The 20,197-nt window shown below is 71.9% G+C and carries 16 protein-coding genes; 9 read left to right on the forward strand and 7 right to left on the reverse strand.

What is annotated here, in order from left to right:
* Positions 1–21 precede the first annotated feature (21 nt).
* Positions 22–1,608: a sigma-70 family RNA polymerase sigma factor gene (locus ACZ7DY_RS18790; protein WP_471136544.1), complete on the reverse strand. Its 1,587-nt coding sequence runs from the start codon at positions 1,606–1,608 to the stop codon at positions 22–24.
* 260 nt (positions 1,609–1,868) lie between these two features.
* Complete coding sequence (locus tag ACZ7DY_RS18795; protein ID WP_471136546.1) at positions 1,869–3,077, reverse strand: alpha/beta hydrolase family protein; 1,209 nt, start codon at positions 3,075–3,077, stop codon at positions 1,869–1,871.
* A 244-nt stretch (positions 3,078–3,321) separates the two neighbouring features.
* On the opposite strand from ACZ7DY_RS18795, the gene ACZ7DY_RS18800 reads away from it, so the two are divergent.
* The 4 genes from ACZ7DY_RS18800 (at position 3,322) to ACZ7DY_RS18815 (ending at position 7,783) form a co-directional block, all read left to right on the forward strand.
* The gene (locus tag ACZ7DY_RS18800) at positions 3,322–5,100 is read left to right on the forward strand and encodes an Imm49 family immunity protein (RefSeq protein ID WP_471136548.1); all 1,779 of its coding nucleotides are present in this window, start codon (positions 3,322–3,324) and stop codon (positions 5,098–5,100) included.
* Positions 5,101–5,173: 73 nt separating this feature from the next.
* A complete protein-coding gene (locus tag ACZ7DY_RS18805) occupies positions 5,174–6,121 on the forward strand; it encodes a GlxA family transcriptional regulator (RefSeq protein WP_471136550.1) in 948 nt (315 codons plus the stop codon).
* A 163-nt stretch (positions 6,122–6,284) separates the two neighbouring features.
* The gene (locus ACZ7DY_RS18810; protein ID WP_471136552.1) at positions 6,285–6,947 is read left to right on the forward strand and encodes a DJ-1/PfpI family protein; all 663 of its coding nucleotides are present in this window, start codon (positions 6,285–6,287) and stop codon (positions 6,945–6,947) included.
* A gap of 74 nt (positions 6,948–7,021) precedes the next feature.
* The gene (locus ACZ7DY_RS18815; RefSeq protein ID WP_471136554.1) at positions 7,022–7,783 is read left to right on the forward strand and encodes a DJ-1/PfpI family protein; all 762 of its coding nucleotides are present in this window, start codon (positions 7,022–7,024) and stop codon (positions 7,781–7,783) included.
* A 71-nt stretch (positions 7,784–7,854) separates the two neighbouring features.
* Here the strand turns inward: ACZ7DY_RS18815 and ACZ7DY_RS18820 are convergent, their stop codons facing one another.
* Positions 7,855–9,582 (reverse strand): chitinase, encoded by a 1,728-nt coding sequence (locus tag ACZ7DY_RS18820; RefSeq protein WP_471136556.1) that lies wholly within the window; start codon positions 9,580–9,582, stop codon positions 7,855–7,857.
* 219 nt (positions 9,583–9,801) lie between these two features.
* Here ACZ7DY_RS18820 and ACZ7DY_RS18825 point away from each other — a divergent pair, with 219 nt between their 5' ends.
* On the forward strand, positions 9,802–13,020 hold the full coding sequence (locus ACZ7DY_RS18825; protein WP_471136558.1) for an amidohydrolase family protein: 3,219 nt from the start codon (positions 9,802–9,804) through the stop codon (positions 13,018–13,020).
* A gap of 90 nt (positions 13,021–13,110) precedes the next feature.
* Here ACZ7DY_RS18825 and ACZ7DY_RS18830 read toward each other — a convergent pair whose 3' ends face one another.
* From ACZ7DY_RS18830 to ACZ7DY_RS18840, 3 genes are all read right to left on the reverse strand, one after another.
* Positions 13,111–13,731 (reverse strand): L-threonylcarbamoyladenylate synthase, encoded by a 621-nt coding sequence (locus ACZ7DY_RS18830; protein WP_471136560.1) that lies wholly within the window; start codon positions 13,729–13,731, stop codon positions 13,111–13,113.
* Between the two features lie 104 nt (positions 13,732–13,835).
* Entirely contained in the window at positions 13,836–14,321 is a 486-nt protein-coding gene (locus ACZ7DY_RS18835) for an SRPBCC family protein (protein ID WP_471136562.1), read from the reverse strand.
* Between the two features lie 157 nt (positions 14,322–14,478).
* On the reverse strand, positions 14,479–15,300 hold the full coding sequence (locus ACZ7DY_RS18840) for an alpha/beta fold hydrolase (protein WP_471136564.1): 822 nt from the start codon (positions 15,298–15,300) through the stop codon (positions 14,479–14,481).
* A 174-nt stretch (positions 15,301–15,474) separates the two neighbouring features.
* Here ACZ7DY_RS18840 and ACZ7DY_RS18845 point away from each other — a divergent pair, with 174 nt between their 5' ends.
* Positions 15,475–16,254 (forward strand): DJ-1/PfpI family protein, encoded by a 780-nt coding sequence (locus ACZ7DY_RS18845; protein WP_471136566.1) that lies wholly within the window; start codon positions 15,475–15,477, stop codon positions 16,252–16,254.
* Between the two features lie 280 nt (positions 16,255–16,534).
* On the opposite strand, the gene ACZ7DY_RS18850 is transcribed toward ACZ7DY_RS18845, so the two are convergent.
* The gene (locus tag ACZ7DY_RS18850) at positions 16,535–17,233 is read right to left on the reverse strand and encodes a ribonuclease H family protein (RefSeq protein ID WP_471136568.1); all 699 of its coding nucleotides are present in this window, start codon (positions 17,231–17,233) and stop codon (positions 16,535–16,537) included.
* A gap of 190 nt (positions 17,234–17,423) precedes the next feature.
* Between ACZ7DY_RS18850 and ACZ7DY_RS18855 the strand changes: the two genes are divergently transcribed.
* The 3 genes from ACZ7DY_RS18855 to ACZ7DY_RS18865 all read left to right on the forward strand — a co-directional run bounded on the left by ACZ7DY_RS18855 (position 17,424) and on the right by ACZ7DY_RS18865 (position 20,187).
* A complete protein-coding gene (locus ACZ7DY_RS18855) occupies positions 17,424–18,227 on the forward strand; it encodes a methyltransferase domain-containing protein (protein ID WP_471136570.1) in 804 nt (267 codons plus the stop codon).
* 133 nt (positions 18,228–18,360) lie between these two features.
* Positions 18,361–19,518 carry a serine hydrolase domain-containing protein gene (locus ACZ7DY_RS18860; RefSeq protein WP_471136579.1) on the forward strand — a complete coding sequence of 386 codons (1,158 nt, stop codon included), beginning with the start codon at positions 18,361–18,363 and terminating at the stop codon, positions 19,516–19,518.
* A gap of 45 nt (positions 19,519–19,563) precedes the next feature.
* Positions 19,564–20,187: a TOPRIM nucleotidyl transferase/hydrolase domain-containing protein gene (locus ACZ7DY_RS18865; RefSeq protein ID WP_471136581.1), complete on the forward strand. Its 624-nt coding sequence runs from the start codon at positions 19,564–19,566 to the stop codon at positions 20,185–20,187.
* The last annotated feature ends 10 nt before the right edge of the window (positions 20,188–20,197 follow it).

Here is a 20,197-nt window from a genome sequence, read left to right on the forward strand (position 1 = left end):
CGCCGGCGCCGGCCGGCCGTCTCAGAGTGCCGTGCCGAACGCCTGGGTCCACCACGGGCCGCCCGAGCCGTTGTGGATGCCCACGCCCATTTCCTTGAAGTCGCAGTTGAGGATGTTGGCGCGGTGGCCGGGGCTGTTCATCCAGGAGTCCATCACCGACGCCGGGGTCTGCTGCCCGCGGGCGATGTTCTCGCCGTACGTGCTCCAGCGGTAGCCGGCCGCGGTGATGCGGTCGCCGGGGTCCGTGCCGTCGGGGCTCGTGTGGTCGAAGTAGTCGCGGGCCGCCATGTCCGCGGAGTGCTTGGCGGCCGCCGTGGCGAGCTTGGCGTTGGACCGGACCGGGCCGCATCCCGCCTTCGAGCGCTCGGTGTTGACCAGGGCGACGACCTGTTCCGCGGCGCCGCCGGGCTTCGCCGGCGCGGGGTCGGGTGCCTCGGGCTTCGGGGTCGACTTCGGCTTCGGCTTCGGCTCTGCGGGCTTGGGTGTCGTCCGGCTCGGCGAGGGCTTGGCCTTCTTCTTCGACTTGGACTTGCCGGGCGACGGCTTGGCGCTCGGGGACGCGGAGCGCTTGGGGGAGGCGCTCTTCGAGGCCGATGACAGGGTGGGGGAGGCGGGCGCGGCGGCCGTGGACGGCGCGCTGTCGTCCGTCTCCGGGCCGGTGAGCAGGTGCACGGCGGTGCCGCCGACGCCGAGCGCGAGGACCGCGGCGGCCACCGCGGTCGTACGGCGCCGGCGTCTGGCCCGGTCACGGCGTGCCTGCGCCCGCACGGAGACCCCGGCACCGGGGGCAGAGGCCGAGCCGACCTCCACCAGATCGGGCGGCACGACGAGACCGGCGAGCCCGGCACCCACCGGGACGAGACCCAGGCCCACCAGCAGACCCTCGGCCGGCACGAGGTTGGACCAGTGACCCTCGCAGGCCCCGCAGTCCCGGGCGTGACGCGCCAGCCGCTTGCGCCACAGCGCCGAGGGCACGCCGTCCCAGCCCGCGGTGATCTGCCGCAGCCCCGCGCAGGGCGGCTGGGCCGACAGCGCGCGCACGACGACGCGTGCCGTCTCCAACTGCGCCTTCATCCGCTGCACCCGCACCGCCGCGTGCTGCGGGGCCAGCTCCAGGGCATCGGCGACTTCCGCCCGCGTGAGTTCACCGGCGGACTCCAGCCACCACAGCGACAGCAGGGCCCGGTCGTCCTCGTCCAGCCACCGCGTCGCCTCGGCCGTCTCCCGCCGCTGCCCGGAGAGTCCGAGCCGGGTGATGGTGAGGTCCACGAAGTCCGCGCCCGGATCCGCCACGTCGTATGCGTCCGCCAGACCGCCGCCGGTGGGTATCGCGCCCGTGGCACGCTCACGCCAGTGCCCGCGTATCTGGTTCATGGTGATGGCCACCAGCCAGCTGCGGAAGTTCTCCGGGTCGCGCAGCCCGTCCAGGCCGCCCAGGACGCGGAGCATCGTCTCCTGCACCACGTCGTCGACGTCCGCGTGGCCGTTGAGGGCCCGCCCGACGATGTTGTAGACGAGCGGAAGATACTCCGCCACCAGCGCGTCCTGCGCCTGCTGGTTCCCGTCCTGCGCTGCTCTGATCATCGCGATTCGGCGTTCGCTGCTCACGCTGTGACCACTTTCTGTGTGGGGGGCTGTCTCCTCCGGTACAAGAGGAGACGCCCTGCGCCCCCCTCGATAACAGAAACCTTCGGATTCTGTCGGCACCGGTCCACAGCGGGCATCGAGTGAGGTCCACTGACCGTATCGAGTGGGGTCTCACCCTCGACAAGAGGGTGAGACTGTGAGACTCGGGGCTCGTCAGAGGTGGTCGATGATGCCCAGCCGCTCCAGCCGGCTCACGTACGTCACGATGCCGCCCTACCCGGTCAGCGCCGCCGGAAGGTGACCTCGGGGTTGTCCGCCGTCGGCCCGTCGAGCAGCGGCTGGGGGACGCCGTCCAGCTGCTGCTCGAAGAACGCTCCGATGTACGCCCGGGTGATCCGCTGCGAACGCTCCGCCGACAAAGGCACCTCGGGATCGCCCACACCTGCCTGCTCGGCCAGTACGGGCATGTCCGTGAAGGTGAAGTGACCGGACCCGGCGACGGTGAGCCAGCGCTTCCAGCCGTCGAGGCCCTGCCAGGTCTCGTCCCAGTTCTTGCCGTCCTCGACCCCCGGAGTGTGCTGGGCCTCCGTGCCGAGCATCAGGAACGGCCGGCCGCCGATGCCGGTGGGCCGGACATGGAAGCTGCCGTCCATGTTCATGCCGGCCCGCACCCGGTGGTCGGCGGCCATCAGCGCGAGCGCGGCCGCGCCCCCGATGGAGTGCCCGCCCGCACCGATCCGCTCGGGATCGATCATGCGGGCATGCCGCCAGGCGGCACCCGGACCGGTCAACCGGTCGATGACGTACGAGAGGTCCCTGGCCCGCCCCTTGGTGACCACCTCGCCCATGCCGGGCTCCTCGGCGGGCCCGCAGGCCCGGCAGGTGAGGACCCGGCCGCCCGGGAAGGCCGTGCCGACCGACTCGTAGGCGTGGTCGACGGTCGCCACGACATGGCCGCGGCTCACCAGGTCCTCGGCGAGGTGGGTCAGTGTCGAACGGGGCGCGGTGAAGCCGGGGGAGAGCACGATCAGCGGGAAGTGGCCCGGGGCCGGACGGGTTCCGGCGCGCGCGAAGGTGCGGGTGGAGCTGTACGCGGAGGCGGTGATGCGTTGGTCCACCTTCCACCACTCCAGCAGCAGCCGCGCCTCTTCCTCGGAGGTGTACGAGGTGGGGCGGCCGCCGCCGTGGCGTCCGGGGTAGTACACGGACACCATCAGCTCGCGCGGGCTCGCCGAGGGTGCCCAGGGGTCGCGGCGGCTCTTGTCGACGAGGTGCAGGGTGTCGCGTCCGACGGCGAACGGGCCGGTGGGGCGCGGCAGTCGGAGCGGGGCGTCGGCCACTTCGGCGCCGGTCGACGGACCGGCGGCAAGGGCGGAGTCGCCCGGCCCCGCGGCGAAGGCGGTCGCACCGCCCGCCACGGGCAGCGCCAGAGAGAGGGCGAGCACGGCAACAACGGCGCGTCTGCGCAAGGGGGTTATGGTCACGGTCATGGCAGAAGACGCTAGGCGCCGGGTGGTTGGCGCCACGTCGGCCCGTGGTATCGATCTCCACCAGACCGCAGAGGTACGGGCGAGCGCGACGTCAGCTTCTGGTACGAGTCGCCCTGCGGACACGTCGGCGCGAACACGCTTCGGACAGGCCCGCCCGCTCGCTCCCCGGCGCCGAAGGAGTCGCAGGTCACCGTCCCGCCACCCCTGCGTATCGGCTCGCGCACGGCCTTCGTAGAGTCACCGCGTGAATCAACACCACGCGCCCGACCCGCACCTGCCGATGCTCACCCTCCCGCAGGCCGAACACCTGCGGCGCCTGACGGCCGATCACTTCCTCGTCCGGCACGGGATACGCCCGCGCGTCGAGGGCGACGTCGTGCTGGTGGGGGAGGGGCACCGCAGTCCGCTCGCGAACCTCGCGCACAAGTGCCGGGCCGTGGCCGCGGAGCACTGGCCGCGCGTGGTCGAACAGCACTTCACCCACCTGGAGAACGCCTCGCGCGGCGGCGAGGACGCCCGGGAGCTGCTGGCCGGGGCCTTCCTCCGCCTCCTGCCCGACGACGCCTTCACCGGCGCGGCGGCCGACGGCTTCCGTTACGCCCGACCCGTGGCCGACGGCCTCCTCGTGGCGCTCGCACTGGACACGCCGACCTCGGTCCGCATCCTCGGCGACGACGACGTGGCCCACGCGGGCCTGGAGCGTCTGTGGGCCGCGGGCCGGGAGAACCTGCTCCGCGAACCGGTCGAGCACGAAGAAGTGACCGGACCGCAGGGCGCGCGGCTGTGGTCCGTCCACGGGGAGTCCCACTTCGTGGCCAGCAAAGCACTCGTCCTTCCCGAACTGGCCCGCGCCATCACCGGCAGGGAACTGCCGGAGGCCGGCGCCCTGGTCGCCGTCCCCAGCAGGAACCTGCTGGCGTTCCACCCGATCGAGGACGGCACGGTCGTGGACGCCGTCAACGACCTGGGCGCGTACGCCCTCGGCGCCCACGAGGACGGGCCGGGCGGACTGTCCCCGCGCCTGTACTGGTGGCATCGCGGCCGGCTGATCTCGCTCACCGCCATCGACCACGAGACGCGCGCCTTCTCCGTGGTGCCCCCGCGGGAACTGATGGAGGTCATGCAGAGACTGCACGCCGAAGGCCGGCGGACACCCGCGGCCGAACCGCCGCGTCCGGCCCCGCAATCGCCCGTCGCCGAGCACGCGCCCCCATCGGACCGCGACGCGGCCGCCGACCACATCGCCGCCCTTGCCCAGGTCCCCGGCGGCCTCGCCCACGCCTTCACCGTCGCGAAGAGGTCGAGTCACGCACACTGCGCGGTCGACCCCGACGGCGCCCGCCTGGAGACCTGGGAGGCATGGGTGCGGGCGATGCAGACCGGCTCGGCCCTCTTCGCCGCGGCGACCTCCGCGGAACCCGTGGTCGAGTGCCGCGTCGGCGACCGCGACCTGCGCCTGACCGCCACCGGCCCCGTGCAGGGCGCCAACGCCCGCGCCTGGCTCGACGCCTTCTACCTCGCCCTCGTCTGCCGCGAACACGACCGCCTGACACGGCTCTGCCATGTCCCGGTCGACGATCTGCGCCGGGCCGCACCCGTCGACGAGTACGTCTTCCACTGGATAAGGACGCTGCGCGCCTTCTGGCTCAGGGAGCCGATGGACGACGTGGTGCAGCACCTGATCGCCACCATGGAGGCCTCACACGCCCACATCGCCACCCGCACCCCGAGGGACTTCCTCGACCTGATCGACTACCAGCCGGTGGCCGTCTTCCACCGCCTGCTGGCCGGGGACCGCGGCGCCTTCACCGAAGCCCTCGCCGAGGCACTCGCCCACCACGAGCGGTACTGGACGGGCCGGACCGACGACAGCGGCGGAGCCGACCCGCACGGCCGGGTGGCGCTCGGCCCCCTGGCCATGGCGTGCCTCGCACACGACATGGACTTCCCGGTCGACGGGAACTCGCCCTACCTGCCCAAGCACTTGCTCGACGGCGGCTGGCTCGGCGAGTTCCCCACATAGGGACACGGGCCGGTGGGGGGCGACACCGGGCTGCCGTTTCTGCCGCCCGGGCCGCCGCTTAAGCTCCTTTGGCATGCATGTAGTTGCGGTCCTCGCGCTCGACGGGGTGTCGGCCTTCGACCTCTCCCTGCCCTGCCAGGTCTTCGCCCTGGCGCCCCGCCCCGACGGTTCGCCGGCGTACGAGACACGTGTTTGCGCCGAGCGGCCCGTGACGGCGACGGCGGGGCCGTCGCAACCCTTCTCGATCTCCTCCTCGTACACGTTGGACGACGCCCTCGCCGCGGACACCGTCATCGTCCCGGGGCTGCCCGCCGACAGCGTCCCGGAGCAGCGCGCGGTCGAGGTGCTGCGCGAGGCCGCGGCCCGTGGGGCCCGCATCGCCTCCATCTGCACCGGCGCGTTCGCCCTCGCTCACGTCGGGCTCCTCGCGGGGCGGCGCGCGACGACGCACTGGCGGTTCGCCGACGCGCTGGCCGAACGGTATCCGGACGTACACGTCGATCCCGCGGTCCTCTACGTCGACGAAGGGCAGGTGCTCACCTCGGCGGGCATCGCCGCGGGCCTCGACCTCTGCCTGCACATGGTCCGCGTCGACCACGGCGCCGCCGTCGCGGCCCATGCCGCCCGCATGCTGGTGATGGCGCCGCAACGGGCGGGCGGCCAGGCGCAGTTCATCGAGTACCGCACGCCCGAGTGCGACACCTCCGACCTCGGGCCCACGCTGCAGTGGATGCGCGACGACCTGAGCAAACCGCTCAGCCTCGCCGACATCGCCGCCCATGCCATGATGAGCCGCCGCAGTCTGGCACGTCACTTCCGCGCCCAGACGGGCACCACGCCGCTGCGGTGGCTGCTCGCCCAGCGCGTCCAGCGGGCCAGGGAACTCCTCGAGACGACGTCGCTGCCGCTGACGCGGATCGCGGAGGCGACCGGGTTCGGCTCTCTGGAGACCCTGCGCCACCACTTCGCCCGCCAGGTCGGCACGACACCCTCCGCCTACCGGGCCGCATTCCGCACCTGAGCCGACCGTCCCGGAAAGCCTGGCCGTATCTTGCGCATCACCGGCACGCGCGCCGGTGTCCCGGATCACCGGACGTCGTAAGACTCAGGACGTTCGAGCGCTCCCGGACCCGGCCCCGCGCAGGTCGGGGAACGCGCCGCCACGTCCGTACGGAGGTCCCGTCGTGCCGTTCCCGCCCGCGCGCAACTCATGGCCGGAGACAGCGTCGCCGCAGGCCGCCCCCGGCCGGAAACGGCCGCTGCGCGTGCACACCGTGCTCTACGACGGCGTCGAGGAGCAGGACTTCGCCGGCCATGTGGAGGTCTTCGGCATCGTCGGGGAGGAACGGCTCGCCCAGACCTTCGTCACCGTCGACGGGGCCCGCCAGGTCCGCACGTCCGCCGGGATGCACATCATGTGCCGGGCACCCTGGTCGCCCCGTACGGCCGACGTCATCATCGTTCCCGGTGCCGGGTACGGCGACGGATCCGGGCTCCAGCGGGAAGTGCGGCGCGGTGTCCTGCCCCGTGCGCTGGCGGCGGCGCGAAGGGAAGGCCTGGTGCTCGCGGCGGTGTGCTCGGGGACCATGCTGCTGTCCGCCGCGGGCCTCACGGCGGGACGACCCTGCACGACCCACCACGTCGCCTTGGACGACCTGCGCGCGCAAGGCGGACGCGTGGTCCGCGGCCGGGTCGTCGACGACGGGGACCTCGTCACGTGTGGAGGCGTCACCTCCGGAATTGACCTGGGGATATGGCTCGTCGAGCGGTTCCTCGGCGCGGACACGGCCCTCTTCGCCGAGGAGGTCCTGGAGTACGAGCGCCGGGGGATCGTCCACCTGGCTTGAACACCGTCCAGACGCGCTCCCCCCTGCTGCACCGCCACCCTCCCCTCACCCGTTCCACGAAAAGAGACACATCCGTGAACCGACGTACTCTGCTGCGCAACGCCACCGTCGTGGGAGCCGCGAGCCTCACGTCAGGCATGACCCTCGACGCGGCCGGCGCGGCGGGCGCGAGCACCGCCGCCGAGGCGGCCGGCGCGCCCTCCTCGCCGTCCCGTGAACCGTTCCGCGTCCAGATCGTCCTGTTCCAGGGCGTGGAGGAGCTCGACCTCGCCGCACCCTACGAAGTGCTCTCCGCGTCCGATCACTTCACCGACCGCGACGTCGAGGTCGAGTACGTCACGCTGGACGGCAGCCGCACGATCACCGCCGCCTTCGGCATCAAGCTCCGCGTCGATCAGGGCTGGTCCCCGGAGAGAGCCGACCTCCTCGTCGTGCCCGGCGGCGGGTACGCCCGCAAGGAATCCCCGGGGGTCTGGGCGGAGATCCGGCGCGGTGCCCTGCCCCGCGCCCTCGCCGACGCCCGCAGGCCGGGCCTGACCATCGCCGCCCTGTGCACCGGCGTGATCCTGCTCTCCGCGGCCGGCGTCACCCGCGGCCGCCCTTGCACCACCCACCACAAGGCACGCGACCTCCTCAAGGAGCAGGGCGGCCTGCTGAAGAACGCGCGCGTCGTCGACGACGGCGACCTGGTGACCGCCGGCGGCGTCACCTCGGGCATCGACCTCGCGCTGTGGCTGGCCCGCCGCGAGCTGGGCGTCGACGTGGCGCTCGGCCTCGAAGAGATGCTGGAGTACGAGGCCCGCGGAACGGTCTGGACGTCCGCGCCGCGGGCCTGACGACTGAGCCGAGGCCCGGCCGTCCGAGTGCCGACGCCCGGCGCCAGGCTGGCGTCGGCACCCATCCCTTGCTACGGAAGGCCGTGCACCTTGGGCCCGACGGAACCCGACCACGAACTGCCCGCCGTCGCGTCCCAGTTCGTGGACCACGTCATGGCGCCGCGCAGCCCGGGGTACGTCTTGGCCGGTTTGAAGGAGCCGCAACCGGTGCCGCGGGCAAGGCAGTCGAGGGCGTTGTTCACCACCGAAGGGGAGACGTATCCGCTGCCCGCCGCCCGTGTCGAGGCGGGGACGCCGAGTCCGACCTGTGACGGGTCCAGACCGCCCTCCAGCTGGATGCAGGCGAGCGCGGTCAGGAAGTCCACGCTCCCCTGGCTGTAGACCTTGCCGTCGCAGCCCAGCATCGAACCGCTGTTGTAGTACTGCATGTTGACGACCGTGAGGATGTCCTTCACGTTCAGCGCCGTCTGGAAGTAGCCGCCGGACGTGGACTGCATGTCGATGGTCTGCGGCGCCATCGTGAGCACCAGCTTCGGGCCCGCCTTCGCGGAGAGCTGGCGCAGCGCCTTCGACATGTAGGTGGGGTTGAGGCCGTTCTCCAGGTCGATGTCGACACCGTCGAAGCCGTACTCCTGCATCAGCGCGTAGGCGCTGTTCGCGAACGCCGTCGCGGAGGCGTCGCTGTTGACGGAGATGGTGCCCTTCTCGCCACCGACCGACAGGATCACGGACTTGCCCGCGGCGTGCTTCGCGGCGATGTCCGCCTTGAAGTCGGCGGCGGAGGAGTAGCCGACGGCCGGGTCGAGGTTGAAGGCGATCTGCCCCGGTGTCGAGGTGGCGTCGGCGAAGGAGACGGCGATGATGTCGTACTGCGACGACACGTCCCGCAGCTTCTGCACGGTCGCACCGTTGTTGAAGTTCTGCCAGTAGCCGGTCAGCGCGTGCTTGGGCACGGTGCCGCCGTCCCCGCCGCCGCTCCCCTTGGGGGTCCGTACGGAGACCGCCGTCGACTTCGCTGACTCGCCCGCCGCGTTCGACGCGCTCACCTGGAAGCTGTACGTGGTCTCGGGCGTGAGGCCGGTGACGGTCGTGGAGGCGCCGTTGGTCGATGCGACCTTCGTGCCGTCGCGGTAGACGGTGTACCCGGTGGCCGTGGAGACCGGGGTCCAGGACAGGTCCACAGAGGTGGACGTCGTCGTGCCCGCGGCGAGGCCGGTCGGTACGGCGGGTATCTCCACCGGGTCGGTGCCGCCGCCCCCGTCGGGCCCGAGGACGCTCACGTCGTCCACGTAGTACGCGCCCTGCCCGTACCAGCCATGCGTATACACGGTCACCGACGTGGTGTTGGCGCCCGTGGTGAAGCTGGTGGCGAGCTGCTGCCAGGACGAGTTGCCCGGCGTCCAGGTCGACACATCGGTGGTGCCGGTGCCGCGTGCCCCGATGTAGGCATAGCTGCCCTGCACCCAACTGCTCAGCTTGTACGTCGAGTTGGGCTTCACCGAGACGATCTGGGAACACTCGGCGGTGTCCTGGCCGGACGGGGTCGCCTTGAGCGCCTTCGTGCCGCCGTGCACGGGGGAGGTGACGGCGGTGCCGCTGTTCGCGGTACAGGTCCAGTTGCTCAGGTCCGACTCGAACCCGGCGTTCTTGGCGACGTTGACGTCGGCCGCGGCTCCGGCGTCCGCGGACTGCGCGGGTGCGGCGAGCGCGGTGACGGTGAGCGCGGCGGCCGCGCCGATGGCGACCGCCCCGCCGATTCTCCGGCGAACGCCGGGTCTGCCCTGACGTACACGGTCCACGGAGTGCCTCCCGGGAGGGGTGGGGGAAGAAAGTGAGGGACGGTGGCCACCGCTGCCGTGCGCAAAGCTGGTCCAGACCAATCGAGTTGTCAAGACCTCAAGTAAAAGAAACCTGCTGGGGAGGGGCAGAGAACCGGAGCGGCGCCGACGTGGATCACCGGCGTGTTGTCGCCCCACGGTGTTGTCCGCGTCCACGGCGATGGGCGAGTGTTCTGTGTCATGGACTGTGACCGGCACAACACCGTGTTGCCCCTGAACCTGCCCCTGACCCGACGTCAACTGCTGCTCACCACAACCGCTTCCGGCGCCGCCGTCGCCCTGGGGACCGCACCGGCACCGGCCCGGCCGCGTACCACCGTCCCCCTCTCGTTCACCCGGGTCACCAACGGCTCGGCGACGCTCTCGCCCGCCGCCGACCGACTGATCGTCGAGGCGCAGGCCACGCTCTGGTCGCTGCCCCGCGACGGCGGCGAGGCCAAGCCGCTGACCCCGGCCGACCTGGAGCCGAACCGGCCCGTATACGCCCCGGACGGCACCTCGGTCGCGTTCTGCGCCTACCGCGACGGTGGATTCCACATCTGGACGATGCGCGCCGACGGCTCCCGGCTCCGGCAGCGCACCAACGGCCCCTGGGACGACCGGGGCCCCGCCTGGTCGCCCGACGGCACGCGCATCGCCTTCGCCTCGGAGCGGGGCGGCGACCCCGTCAAGGGCGGCCCGTACCGCGTCCACGTCCTGCACCTCGCGAGCGGCGAACTCACCCGCGTGACCGGCCTGCCCGGCCAGGACGGGCCGCTCCAGGACGGACCGTGGGAGGACTTCGACCCGACCTGGTCACCGGACGGGAAACGCATCCTGTTCGTGCGCGCGAAACCCGTCACCACCCCCCAGGGCACTACACTCACCGCCCGGACCGTCGGGGCCGTCCCGGCCGGGGGAGCGGGCCCCGTCTCCGTCGTCCACACCGAGACGACGGCCGCGCAGGTCATGACGCCCGCCCTGGCCCCGGACGGCCACCGCCTCGCCTACCTGCGGACCACGGCCGCCCCGCACGCCTCCTGCACCCTCGTCGTCGACGGCCGGCCCGTCGAACTCGACGGCGACCTCGCACCGGTGCCGCCGCGCTGGACGGCCGAAGGGGAGCTGCTGCTCACCCTGGACGGCCGATTCACGCTCGTACGCCCCGCCGCCCCGGACCAGCGGAAGGTGATCCCGTTCGAGGGCACCCTGCCGGTCGCCCGGCCCCGCTACCGGGTCAAGGAGTACGACCTCGGCCTCGGCCGGACCCGCCCGGCGCGCGGCATCCACCTGCCCGCACTCTCGCCCGACGGGCGCCGTATCGCCTTCGCCGCCCTCAACTCCCTCTGGCTGGCCGACACGTCGGGCGGACGACCACCCCGACGGCTGCACCGGGCGGCCGCCACCGGCTACCTCCTCGGCCCCACCTGGGCACGGGACGGCAAGTCCCTTTTCTACGCCGACGACCGCGACGGGCTGCTCGGCGTCTACCGCCGCGACCTCACCACCGGCGACGAGACGGCGGTGGCGACCGGAGGCCGCGTCCACCCGGCGCTCTCACCCGACGGCACGCGGCTCGCCTGCCTCGACATGACCGGCCGCCTCATTGTGCGCGACCTCACCTCAGGCACCGAACACGCCCTGGTGGAACCCCTCGGCGGAGGGGGCCTTCCGGGCAGACCGAGCTGGTCACCGGACGGCCGGTACCTCGCGCTGTGCGACCGCAACCGTCTCAACCAGCGCTTCCGCGAGGGCTACAACCTCATCCGGATCGTCGACGCCACCACGGGAAAGGACCGCCTGCACGCCGTCGCCCCGCACACCTCGATCTCCGACCGGTACGACTCCGGACCCGTCTGGTCGCCCGACGGCCGCACACTCGCGGTGATCGTCGAATCCGCCCTCCACCTCCTGCCCGTCACACCCGACGGCGCACCGCGCGGCGCCCTGCGGATGCTCTCCGACGAGCCCGCCGACCACCCGTCGTGGTCGGGCGACTCGAAGACCCTCCTCTACCTGTCGAGCGGCCGCCTGCGCCTGATCGGTGCCGACGGCGGCCGCCCGCGCACCGTACGGCTCGCCCTCGACCAGCGCAGGCCCACGCCCGCCGACCTCGTGGTGCACGCCGGCCGGCTGTGGGACGGCACCGGGGACAAGGTGCGGGACGACGTCGACGTCGTCGTGCACGCCGGCCGGATCACCGCCGTGCGTCCGCACCGCCCCGCCGGCCACACCCCCGCGGGCCGCCGCGTCGACGCCTCGCGGCACACGGTCGTCCCCGGCCTGTGGGACACCCACACCCACCCCTGGCAGACCACGTACGGCGGACGCCAGACGGTGGGCCAGCTGACCTACGGAATCACCACGGCGGTCTCGCTCGGCGGCTTCGCCTACGAACAGGCCCGCGTGCGCGAGGCGGTGGCGTCGGGCGAACTGGCCGGCCCCCGCCTGCTCACGACCGGCGAACTCCTCGACGGCAGCCGCGTCGCCTACAGCATGGGCCGGGCCCACCGCGGCAAGGCCGCGCTGCACCGCTCCCTGGACCGCGGGGCGGCACTCGACTGGGACTTCGTCAAGACCTACGTACGGGCGCCCGGCTGGCTGATGAAGGAGGCGGCGCGCTACGCACACGAGGAACTCGGCGTACGGGCGGGCAGCCACCTGCTCTCACCCGGCATCCAGCTCGGTCAGGACCTGACGACCCATCTGCAGGCCACGCAGCGCGCCGAGTTCGGACACGCCGTGACGGCGACAGGTCGCGCCTGGGGCGACGTCATCGAGATCTACACCGCCCACGGCGCCGCCTTCTCGCTGATCGCCACACCGTTCACCTCGGCACCCCTGCTCGGCGCCGACCCCGGCCTGGCCGAGGACCCGCGGGTCACGGCGGTGATGCCCCCGTGGGACGCCGCCGCGGTCAAGGCGGGCGCGGCGGTGCCGCCGACCGGCGACCAACTGGCCACCCTCCGCAGGGAGACCGACATCTACCGCCACGTCCTCGCCGCCGGCGGCCAGGTGGTCCTCGGCACCGACCAGCCCCTCGTCCCGGTGGGCCTCGCACTCCATCTGGGCCTGCGCGCCCTGCACGAGGGCGGCCTGTCCCCGGCGGAAGCCCTGCGCACCGTGACGGTGCTCCCGGCCAGGATGTTCGGCCTCGAACGCCACCTCGGCACCGTCGAGAACGGGAAGATCGCCGACCTGACGGTGGTCGACGGCGACCCGTTCACGGACTTCGGCGCGATGGTGCGGACCGTGTCGGTACTGAGAGGAGGCACCCCGTACCGGACCGAGGACCTCACGGCCGCGTTCGAGCACCACAAGAAGAGCGCCGCCGGCACGGCCGCGTCCGCCGACGAGGCGTACTGGCTGCGGGCGGGGCACCTGATGCGCAGGGACGGATGCTGCGCACCGCCGACCTGACGGAACACCGCCCCGCCGGCTCGGAACGGCGCGACCGCCCCCGGCCGCTCCCGGATCGGCCCGACCGTCCCCGCCCGCTCCCGGGCGGTCCTACTCGAAGCGCGCCGTGTCGCCCGCACCCCGGCGGACGATCTCCGCCTCACCACCGGAGAAGTCGATGACGGTGGTGGGCTCGGTCCCGCAGTCGCCGGAGTCGATGACCGCGTCCACGAGATGGTCCAGGCGCTCCTTGATGTCCCAGCCCTGGGTCATCGGCTCCTCCTGCTCCGGCAGGAGGAGCGTGCTGGACAGCAGTGGCTCGCCGAGCTCGGCGAGCAGGGCCTGGGTGACGGTGTGGTCGGGGATGCGCACGCCGACGGTCCGCTTCTTCGGATGCATCATCTGGCGCGGCACCTCTTTGGTGGCGGGCAGGATGAAGGTGTAACTGCCCGGGGTCGCCGCCTTGATCGCGCGGAACACGTCGTTGTCGAGGTGCACGAACTGCCCCATCTGCGCGAAGCTCTCGCACATGAGGGTGAAATGATGGCGGTCGTCCAGCTGCCGGATCGACCGGATGCGGTCCATGCCGTCACGGCTGCCGAGCTGACATCCCAGCGCGTAGCAGGAGTCCGTCGGGTACGCGACGAGAGAGCCGCCGCGGATGCCGTCGACCACACTGCTGATGCTGCGTCGCTGGGGATTGTCGGGGTGCACGTCGAAGTACTTGGCCATTGGACGAGTCTAGGTGACGGCCCCCGCCCGGCCGGAGCCACGGCACACGCGTGGCGCACGGCCGCCACCTGCCCGGTCGCGGACAGATGCGCTCACGGCGGCCGTCAGCCGGAGAGCAGGTCGTCCATCTGGCCCACCGCCTGGGCCAGCCCGTCCGCCACCCCCATGTCGAGCAGCTGCTGCATCTCCTCACGGGCCTCGAAGACGGAACGCAGCTCCATGCGGGTCCCGCCCTCGTGCCCGGTCAGCCGCGCCCGTACCGTCGTGATCGGCATGTCGGCGGACGGTTCCCCGTCCTCGTCGGCGAACCCGTCGGTGAAGTCCAGCGCGGTCGGCGCCTCGACCGCGGTGACGCGCCACCATCCGTGGTACTTCTCGCCCTCGGGCCCGGTCATGACGTACGTGACCTCGCCGCCGGTGACCAGGTCGTGCTTCTGGACGGAGGCGGGGAAGCCCGGCGGCCCCCACCAGCTCTCCAGCTGCCGGGGATCGGCCCACAGCTGCCAGACCCGCTCGACCGGCGCGGTGAAGTCGGCGGTCAGGGTGAGGGTGAGCCGGTCGAGGTCCTTGTCGATTCCGGTGACGGCCATGGGTCGGCGCTCCTTGGCGATGAGTCCGGGACACCATTCGGTTGGACGGTAACGCGACCGGTTCCGCCCGGCGACCGGAAGACGTGGGGTGCCGGGCCGAAGGATCCGAGGGGTTCCAAGGGGGGGGTGAGGGGGGCCGAGGGTCCGAGTGAGCCCCCTACCGGTCCCCGATGAACTCCAGCAGGTCGCGGTTGATCTCGTCCGCGTGGGTCACGAAGACACCGTGTCCGGCGAAGGGGTACTCCTTGTACGTGTTCTCCGGCACCAGCTTCGCCATGCGCTGCCCGCAGAGGGCGACGGGAGCGGAGGCGTCGGCGTCGCCGTGCAGGATGAGCGTCGGCACCCGTATCGCGCCGGCCTCCTCGCGCAGATCGGTGCCGACCCCCGTCTGCACCACTTCGACGGCCGCCTTGGCCGAGCAGTCCAGGCACCGCCGCACCATCCACTCCACGAGCTCGGAGGAGATGTCGTTGCCCAGGTGCGTGGCGAAGAAGGCCTGCGCGTTCTGGGCCATCCACCGCGGGCGGTCCTTCGTCCGCTGGGTCGTCATGGCGTCGAGGACCTCCTGCGGGATCCCGTCCGGGTTGTCCGGCGTCGCCAGCATCAACGGCGCGGTGGCCCCGATCAGGACCAGCCTGCTCACCCGGTCATAGCCGTGCCGGGTGAGATAACGGATGGCTTCTCCACCGCCCATCGAGTGCGCCACCAGGGTGACGTCACGCAGGTCGAGGCGGTCGAGCAGCGCCGCTAGGTCGTCGGCGAGGATGTCGTAGTCGTAGCCGTGGCCGACCCAGTCGGAGCGGCCGTGACCCCGTCTGTCGTAGGCCACGCAGCGCAGGCCCTCGTCGCTGAGCGGCAGCATCTGGAACTCCCACGAACTGCTGCTGAGCCAGGCCCCGGCCACGAACACCACCGGCTTCCCCTGTCCCCAGTCGGTGTAGAAGAGGCTGGTTCCGTCGGATCCCTCGAAGTACGGCATGGGGTGAGCCCTTTCCCGGAGGCGAGTCGTCGTTGCGTGGGAACCACTCTCGCTCCTGGCGATCACTTGGTCGATTACCCCTGAGGTAACGAGAGGCCGGAGGGAACTCCCGCCCGGTTCCGCGCGACTACTGGAACGTCAACAGCTGTGGCGAATGAGGGGAGTTGGCGGGCCATGAGTGCAACGAGTGGGCGGCGGGGGCCGAGCCGTCGTGGGGTGCTGCGGGGCGCGGCGTCGGGAGCGGCGGCGGCCGGGGTCGCCGCCGCCACCGGGACGAGCGCCTTGGCCCAAGAGGCCTCCGGGGGACGGCACTTGGGCGTGGCAGTGCTGCTCTACGACGGGTTCACGGCGCTGGACGCCGTGGGCCCGTACGAGATGCTGTGCCGGGTGCCCGGAGTGCGGGTGACGATGGTGGCGCGCGAGGCGGGGCCGGTGCGCACGGACACGGGAGAGCTGAGCCTGGTCGCGGAGTGCGCCATGCGCGACGTGCGCCGCGCCGACGTCCTGCTGGTGCCGGGCGGCGGGGAGCGGGGGACGACGGCCATGATGGGCGATGCCGCGGTCCACGAGTGGATCCGCCGCATGCACCGCCGGACGGTCTGGACGACGTCCGTGTGCACCGGCTCGCTCATCCTGGGGGCGGCGGGGCTGCTGCGCGGCCTGCCCGCCACGACGTACTGGGCGTCCCGTCCCTACCTGAAAGAGGTCGGGGCGACGTTCACGCCCGGGCGCTTCGTCGAGACCGGGAAGATCATCACCGCCGCCGGTGTCTCGGCCGGCATCGACATGGGGCTTCACCTCGTCGAGCGGCTGTCCGATCCGAAGGTGGCTCGGGCCATGCAACTCGCCGTCGAGTACGACCCGGATCCGCCGTACGACACCGGGAGCCCGGAGAAGGCCGACGCGGAAACGGAGGCGCTGGCCCTGAAGCTGCTGGCCGACTCGGCCGTCTGAGGGCGGCGAAAGCGGGGGGGAGGAGGGGAGGGGGGGCCGGAGACAGAAAACAGCCCCGGCTGGACGGGGGAGACCAGCCGGGGCCGTCAAGGGTGGCACGCGGAGGGCGGTCGCCTCTCGGCGAAAGGCTCCATGGGGCTTCAGCCGAACGATCGTCCCCATGGGCTATAGGTGAGGCCCGGGGACACTGTCCCCTCCGCAGCCACACCCGGAACAACGAGGGACCACCCCGGGTTGTTCCGGACTCCGCACGACATATCGGGTGACATGGCACACACGCTCAGGTGCCGGCGGTCTCCCGGCACTCGACGTGCCCCCAGCCCTGCGCGTTCTTGGCGATCTTCTCTCCGGCGGCGTACGGCTTCTGGCAGTGGCACCGGCCGGGGAACTTCGCCTTGATCACGGCGCCCGAGGACGACTTCTTCGCCCGGCCGCCCGCCGCCTTCCCGGGCGCGCGGCCCGTGGGGGAGGCCGTCATGCGCTCCGGACGCGGTTCGGGGATCTCCCGCGCGCCGTGGGCGGTGCCCGCGGGCTGCTGGCTGGTCGCGGCGTCGCTGGCGGCGACGTCGGCGATGGCGTTGAGGTGATCACCGTCCACCTGGTGGGCGGCCACGTGCCGGAACGTCACCTCACGTCCCTGCAGCAGCGCGTCGATGCGTACGACGAGGTCCTTGTTGGCGACCGGCTTCTTCGACGCCGTCAGCCAACCGTTGCGCTTCCAGGACGCGATCCACTTGGTGACCGCGTTCATCGCGTACTGACTGTCCATACGCACTTCGAGCGGCACCGCCGGGTCCGTCGCCTCCAGCAGCTCGGCCAGCGCGGTCAGCTCGGCCACGTTGTTGGTGGAGTGGCCGAGCGGCCCGGCCTCCCAGCGCTGCGGCCGGCCCTCGGCGTCGGCGACCACCCAGGCCCAGGCCGCGGGCCCGGGATTCTTCTTCGCCGCTCCGTCACACGCGGCAATGATCAAGTCAGACATCCCCCGATGATTTCATCCGTCTGGCACCCCCCCGAACCGCCGGAGGCCCGCCGACCGAGCCTCCATCGACCGCGCCCGGGCCGACGCACGGCCGGTGAGGCAGATGCACGGCTGGTGAGGCAGGTGACGACCCCCGGCCCGCGCTCTCTCGGCCTCGCTGACGCCGCCGCACCTCTGCCAGAATCGCACCATGGCTGACCAGGGCACGGAGCACGGATACCTGCTGGACAACCGGCAGTCGGAGGCCGGAACCCGGTTCCAGGCCCTCAGCGAACTGTTCGACCCGGTGACATTCCGGCACATCGACCGGCTCGGGCTCGCCCCGGGCATGCGCTGCTGGGAGATCGGCGCCGGCGGCCCCTCCGTACCCCTCGGCCTGGCCGAACGCGTCGGCCCCAGCGGATCGGTCGTCGCCACCGACATCGACGTGGCCTGGACCGCCCCCGCCGAAGGCGGCGTGATCGAGGTGCTGCGCCACGACGTGGCGGCGGACCCGCCCCCGCCCGGCGGCTTCGACCTCGTCCACGCCCGCCTGGTCCTCGTACACGTCGCCGACCGCGCCGAGGCGCTCCGCAAGATGGTCCAGGCGCTGCGGCCCGGCGGCCGGCTGCTCCTGGAGGACGCGGACCCGGGGCTTCAGCCTCTGCTGTGCCCCGACGAGTCGGGTCCCGAACAGCGCCTCGCCAACCGGTTGCGGTCCGGCTTCCGCACCTTGATGGCTGCGCGTGGCGCGGACCTCGCGTACGGAAGGACCTTGCCCAGGCTGCTGCGCGAGGCCGGACTGGAGGACGTCCGCGCCGACGCGTACTTCCCGATCACCTCGCCCGCCTGCGTCGTCCTGGAGGCTGCGACCGTGCGGCAGATCCGTCACCTGCTGGTGGCGGAAGGGCTGGCCACGGACGAGGAGATCGACCGGCACCTGGCGAACGTCGCCACGGGGAACCTCGACCTCGCCACGGCCCCGATGGTCTCGGCGTCGGGGCGCCGCCCGTAGATCGCGAACCTCCGGGTGCCGGACACGGGGGCGTCGTGAAAGTGCACCGATGACTTTCACGCACCTCTGAGGTCATACACATAACGGCCGCGGGGTCGTACAGCGTTGACCATGCCGACCGGAAGGCCGCCCGATGCACGCTCTCCACGAGCTCCTACAACGATATGTCGACAAAGGCGTGGTTCCAGGCGCCGTCGCCCTGCTGAGCAGCGGTGACGAGGCCGACGTGGTGACCGCCGGTTCGATGGACACCGAGGGCACCGCCCCGATGGCGAGAGACTCGATCTTCCGGATCGCCTCCATCACCAAGCCGATCACGGCAGCGGCGGTCCTGATGCTGGTGGAAGAGGGGCGGCTGACTCCGGACGCGCCGATCGAGAGGTGGCTGCCGGAGCTGGCGCACCCGAATGTGGTGCGCACCCCCGAAGCACCGATCGACGACGTCGTCCCCGCCGTCCGGCCGATCACGGTCGAAGACCTGCTCAGCTCCCGCACCGGTTGGGGTTTTCCCTCCGACTTCTCGCTCCCGGCCGTACAGGCCTTGTTCACGGTGCAGAAGGACGGCCGCGCCCTCCAGGACTGGCCGGGCCCGGACACCTGGCTGAAGCGGCTCGCGCAGGTTCCGATGCTGCGTCAGCCGGGTGAGGCCTGGCTGTACGGCACTTCATCGGACCTCCAGGGCATCCTGGTGGCCCGGGCGTCGGGCTTGACGCTCCCCGATTTCCTCGCGGAGCGGATCTTCGAGCCACTGGGCATGAAGGACACGGCCTTCGAGGTCCCTGCGGCCAAGCGGCACCGCTTCACCTCGGCGTACTCACCCACTCCCGGGGGCGGCCTGGAACTGACGGATGCCCCGGACGGGGAGTGGAGCAGCATCCCGCGCTTCCATTCGGGCGGCGGCGGTCTCGCCTCCACGGCCGACGACTGGCTGGCCTTCGCCCGCATGCTGCTGCACGGCGGCGAGGGCAACGGCCACCGCATCCTCACCCCCGCCTCGGTCCGCCGCATGACGAACAACCACCTCACGACCGAGCAACGCGAGCGTGCCGCCCACTTCCTGGAGGGCCAGGGCTGGGGTTACGGAGGCCAGGTCGACATCGCCCCGGCCGACCCCTGGAACATCCCGGGGCGTTACGGCTGGGTCGGCGGTACGGGGACGACCGCCTACGCCGTCCCGTCGAGGGGGACCGTCGCGATCCTGCTGACCCAAGTGGCGATGGTAAGCCCCACGCCGACGCCGCTGATGCGGGACTTCTGGAGGATGGCGGCGCAATTGCAGGGCGGCCGGTAGAAATAATCCGGTGGCGTGCCGCCACAGGAGAGGCAGACTCGCCGCATGGCGAAGATGCAGGCATTCCGGGACGCGGTCACCGACTGGGCACACGGACACGGCGGTTCCGGCACGGCGGTGAACGATCTGGCGGAACGACTCGGCGTGCGGACGGCGGTGTTGCTGGAGGGCCCGAGCGATTACGAGGCCGTCGACGCGCTCGCCGCACGGCGGGGCAGGGACCTCGCCGCCGAGGGGACCTGCGTGATGGCGATGGGCGGAGCGATGAGCATCGGGCGATACGCCGGTGTCCTCGGACCGCCCGGCCTCGGCCTGCGCCTGGCAGGACTGTGCGACAAGCGCGAACAGGGCTTCTACGAACGCGGCCTGGAGCGGGCGGGCGCACCGCGTGAGGCATTCTTCGTCTGTGACGCGGACCTGGAGGATGAACTCATCCGCGCGCTGGGCACGGCGAGGGTGGAGGAGATCATCCGGGGCGAGGGCGACATCCGTGCCTGGCAGACGTTCGAGAGCCAGCCGGCGCAGCAGGGCCGGCCCCGTGAACAGCAGTTGCGGCGTTTTCTCGGTACGAAGAAGGGCCGCAAAATCCGCTACGGCCGTCTACTCGTCGAGGCTCTCACCCCCGAGCAGGTACCGGCCCCGCTGGACGATCTCCTCAAGAGCGTGTAACCGGACCTGG

It is taken from the genome of Streptomyces sp. NPDC037013 (genome assembly GCF_055607265.1).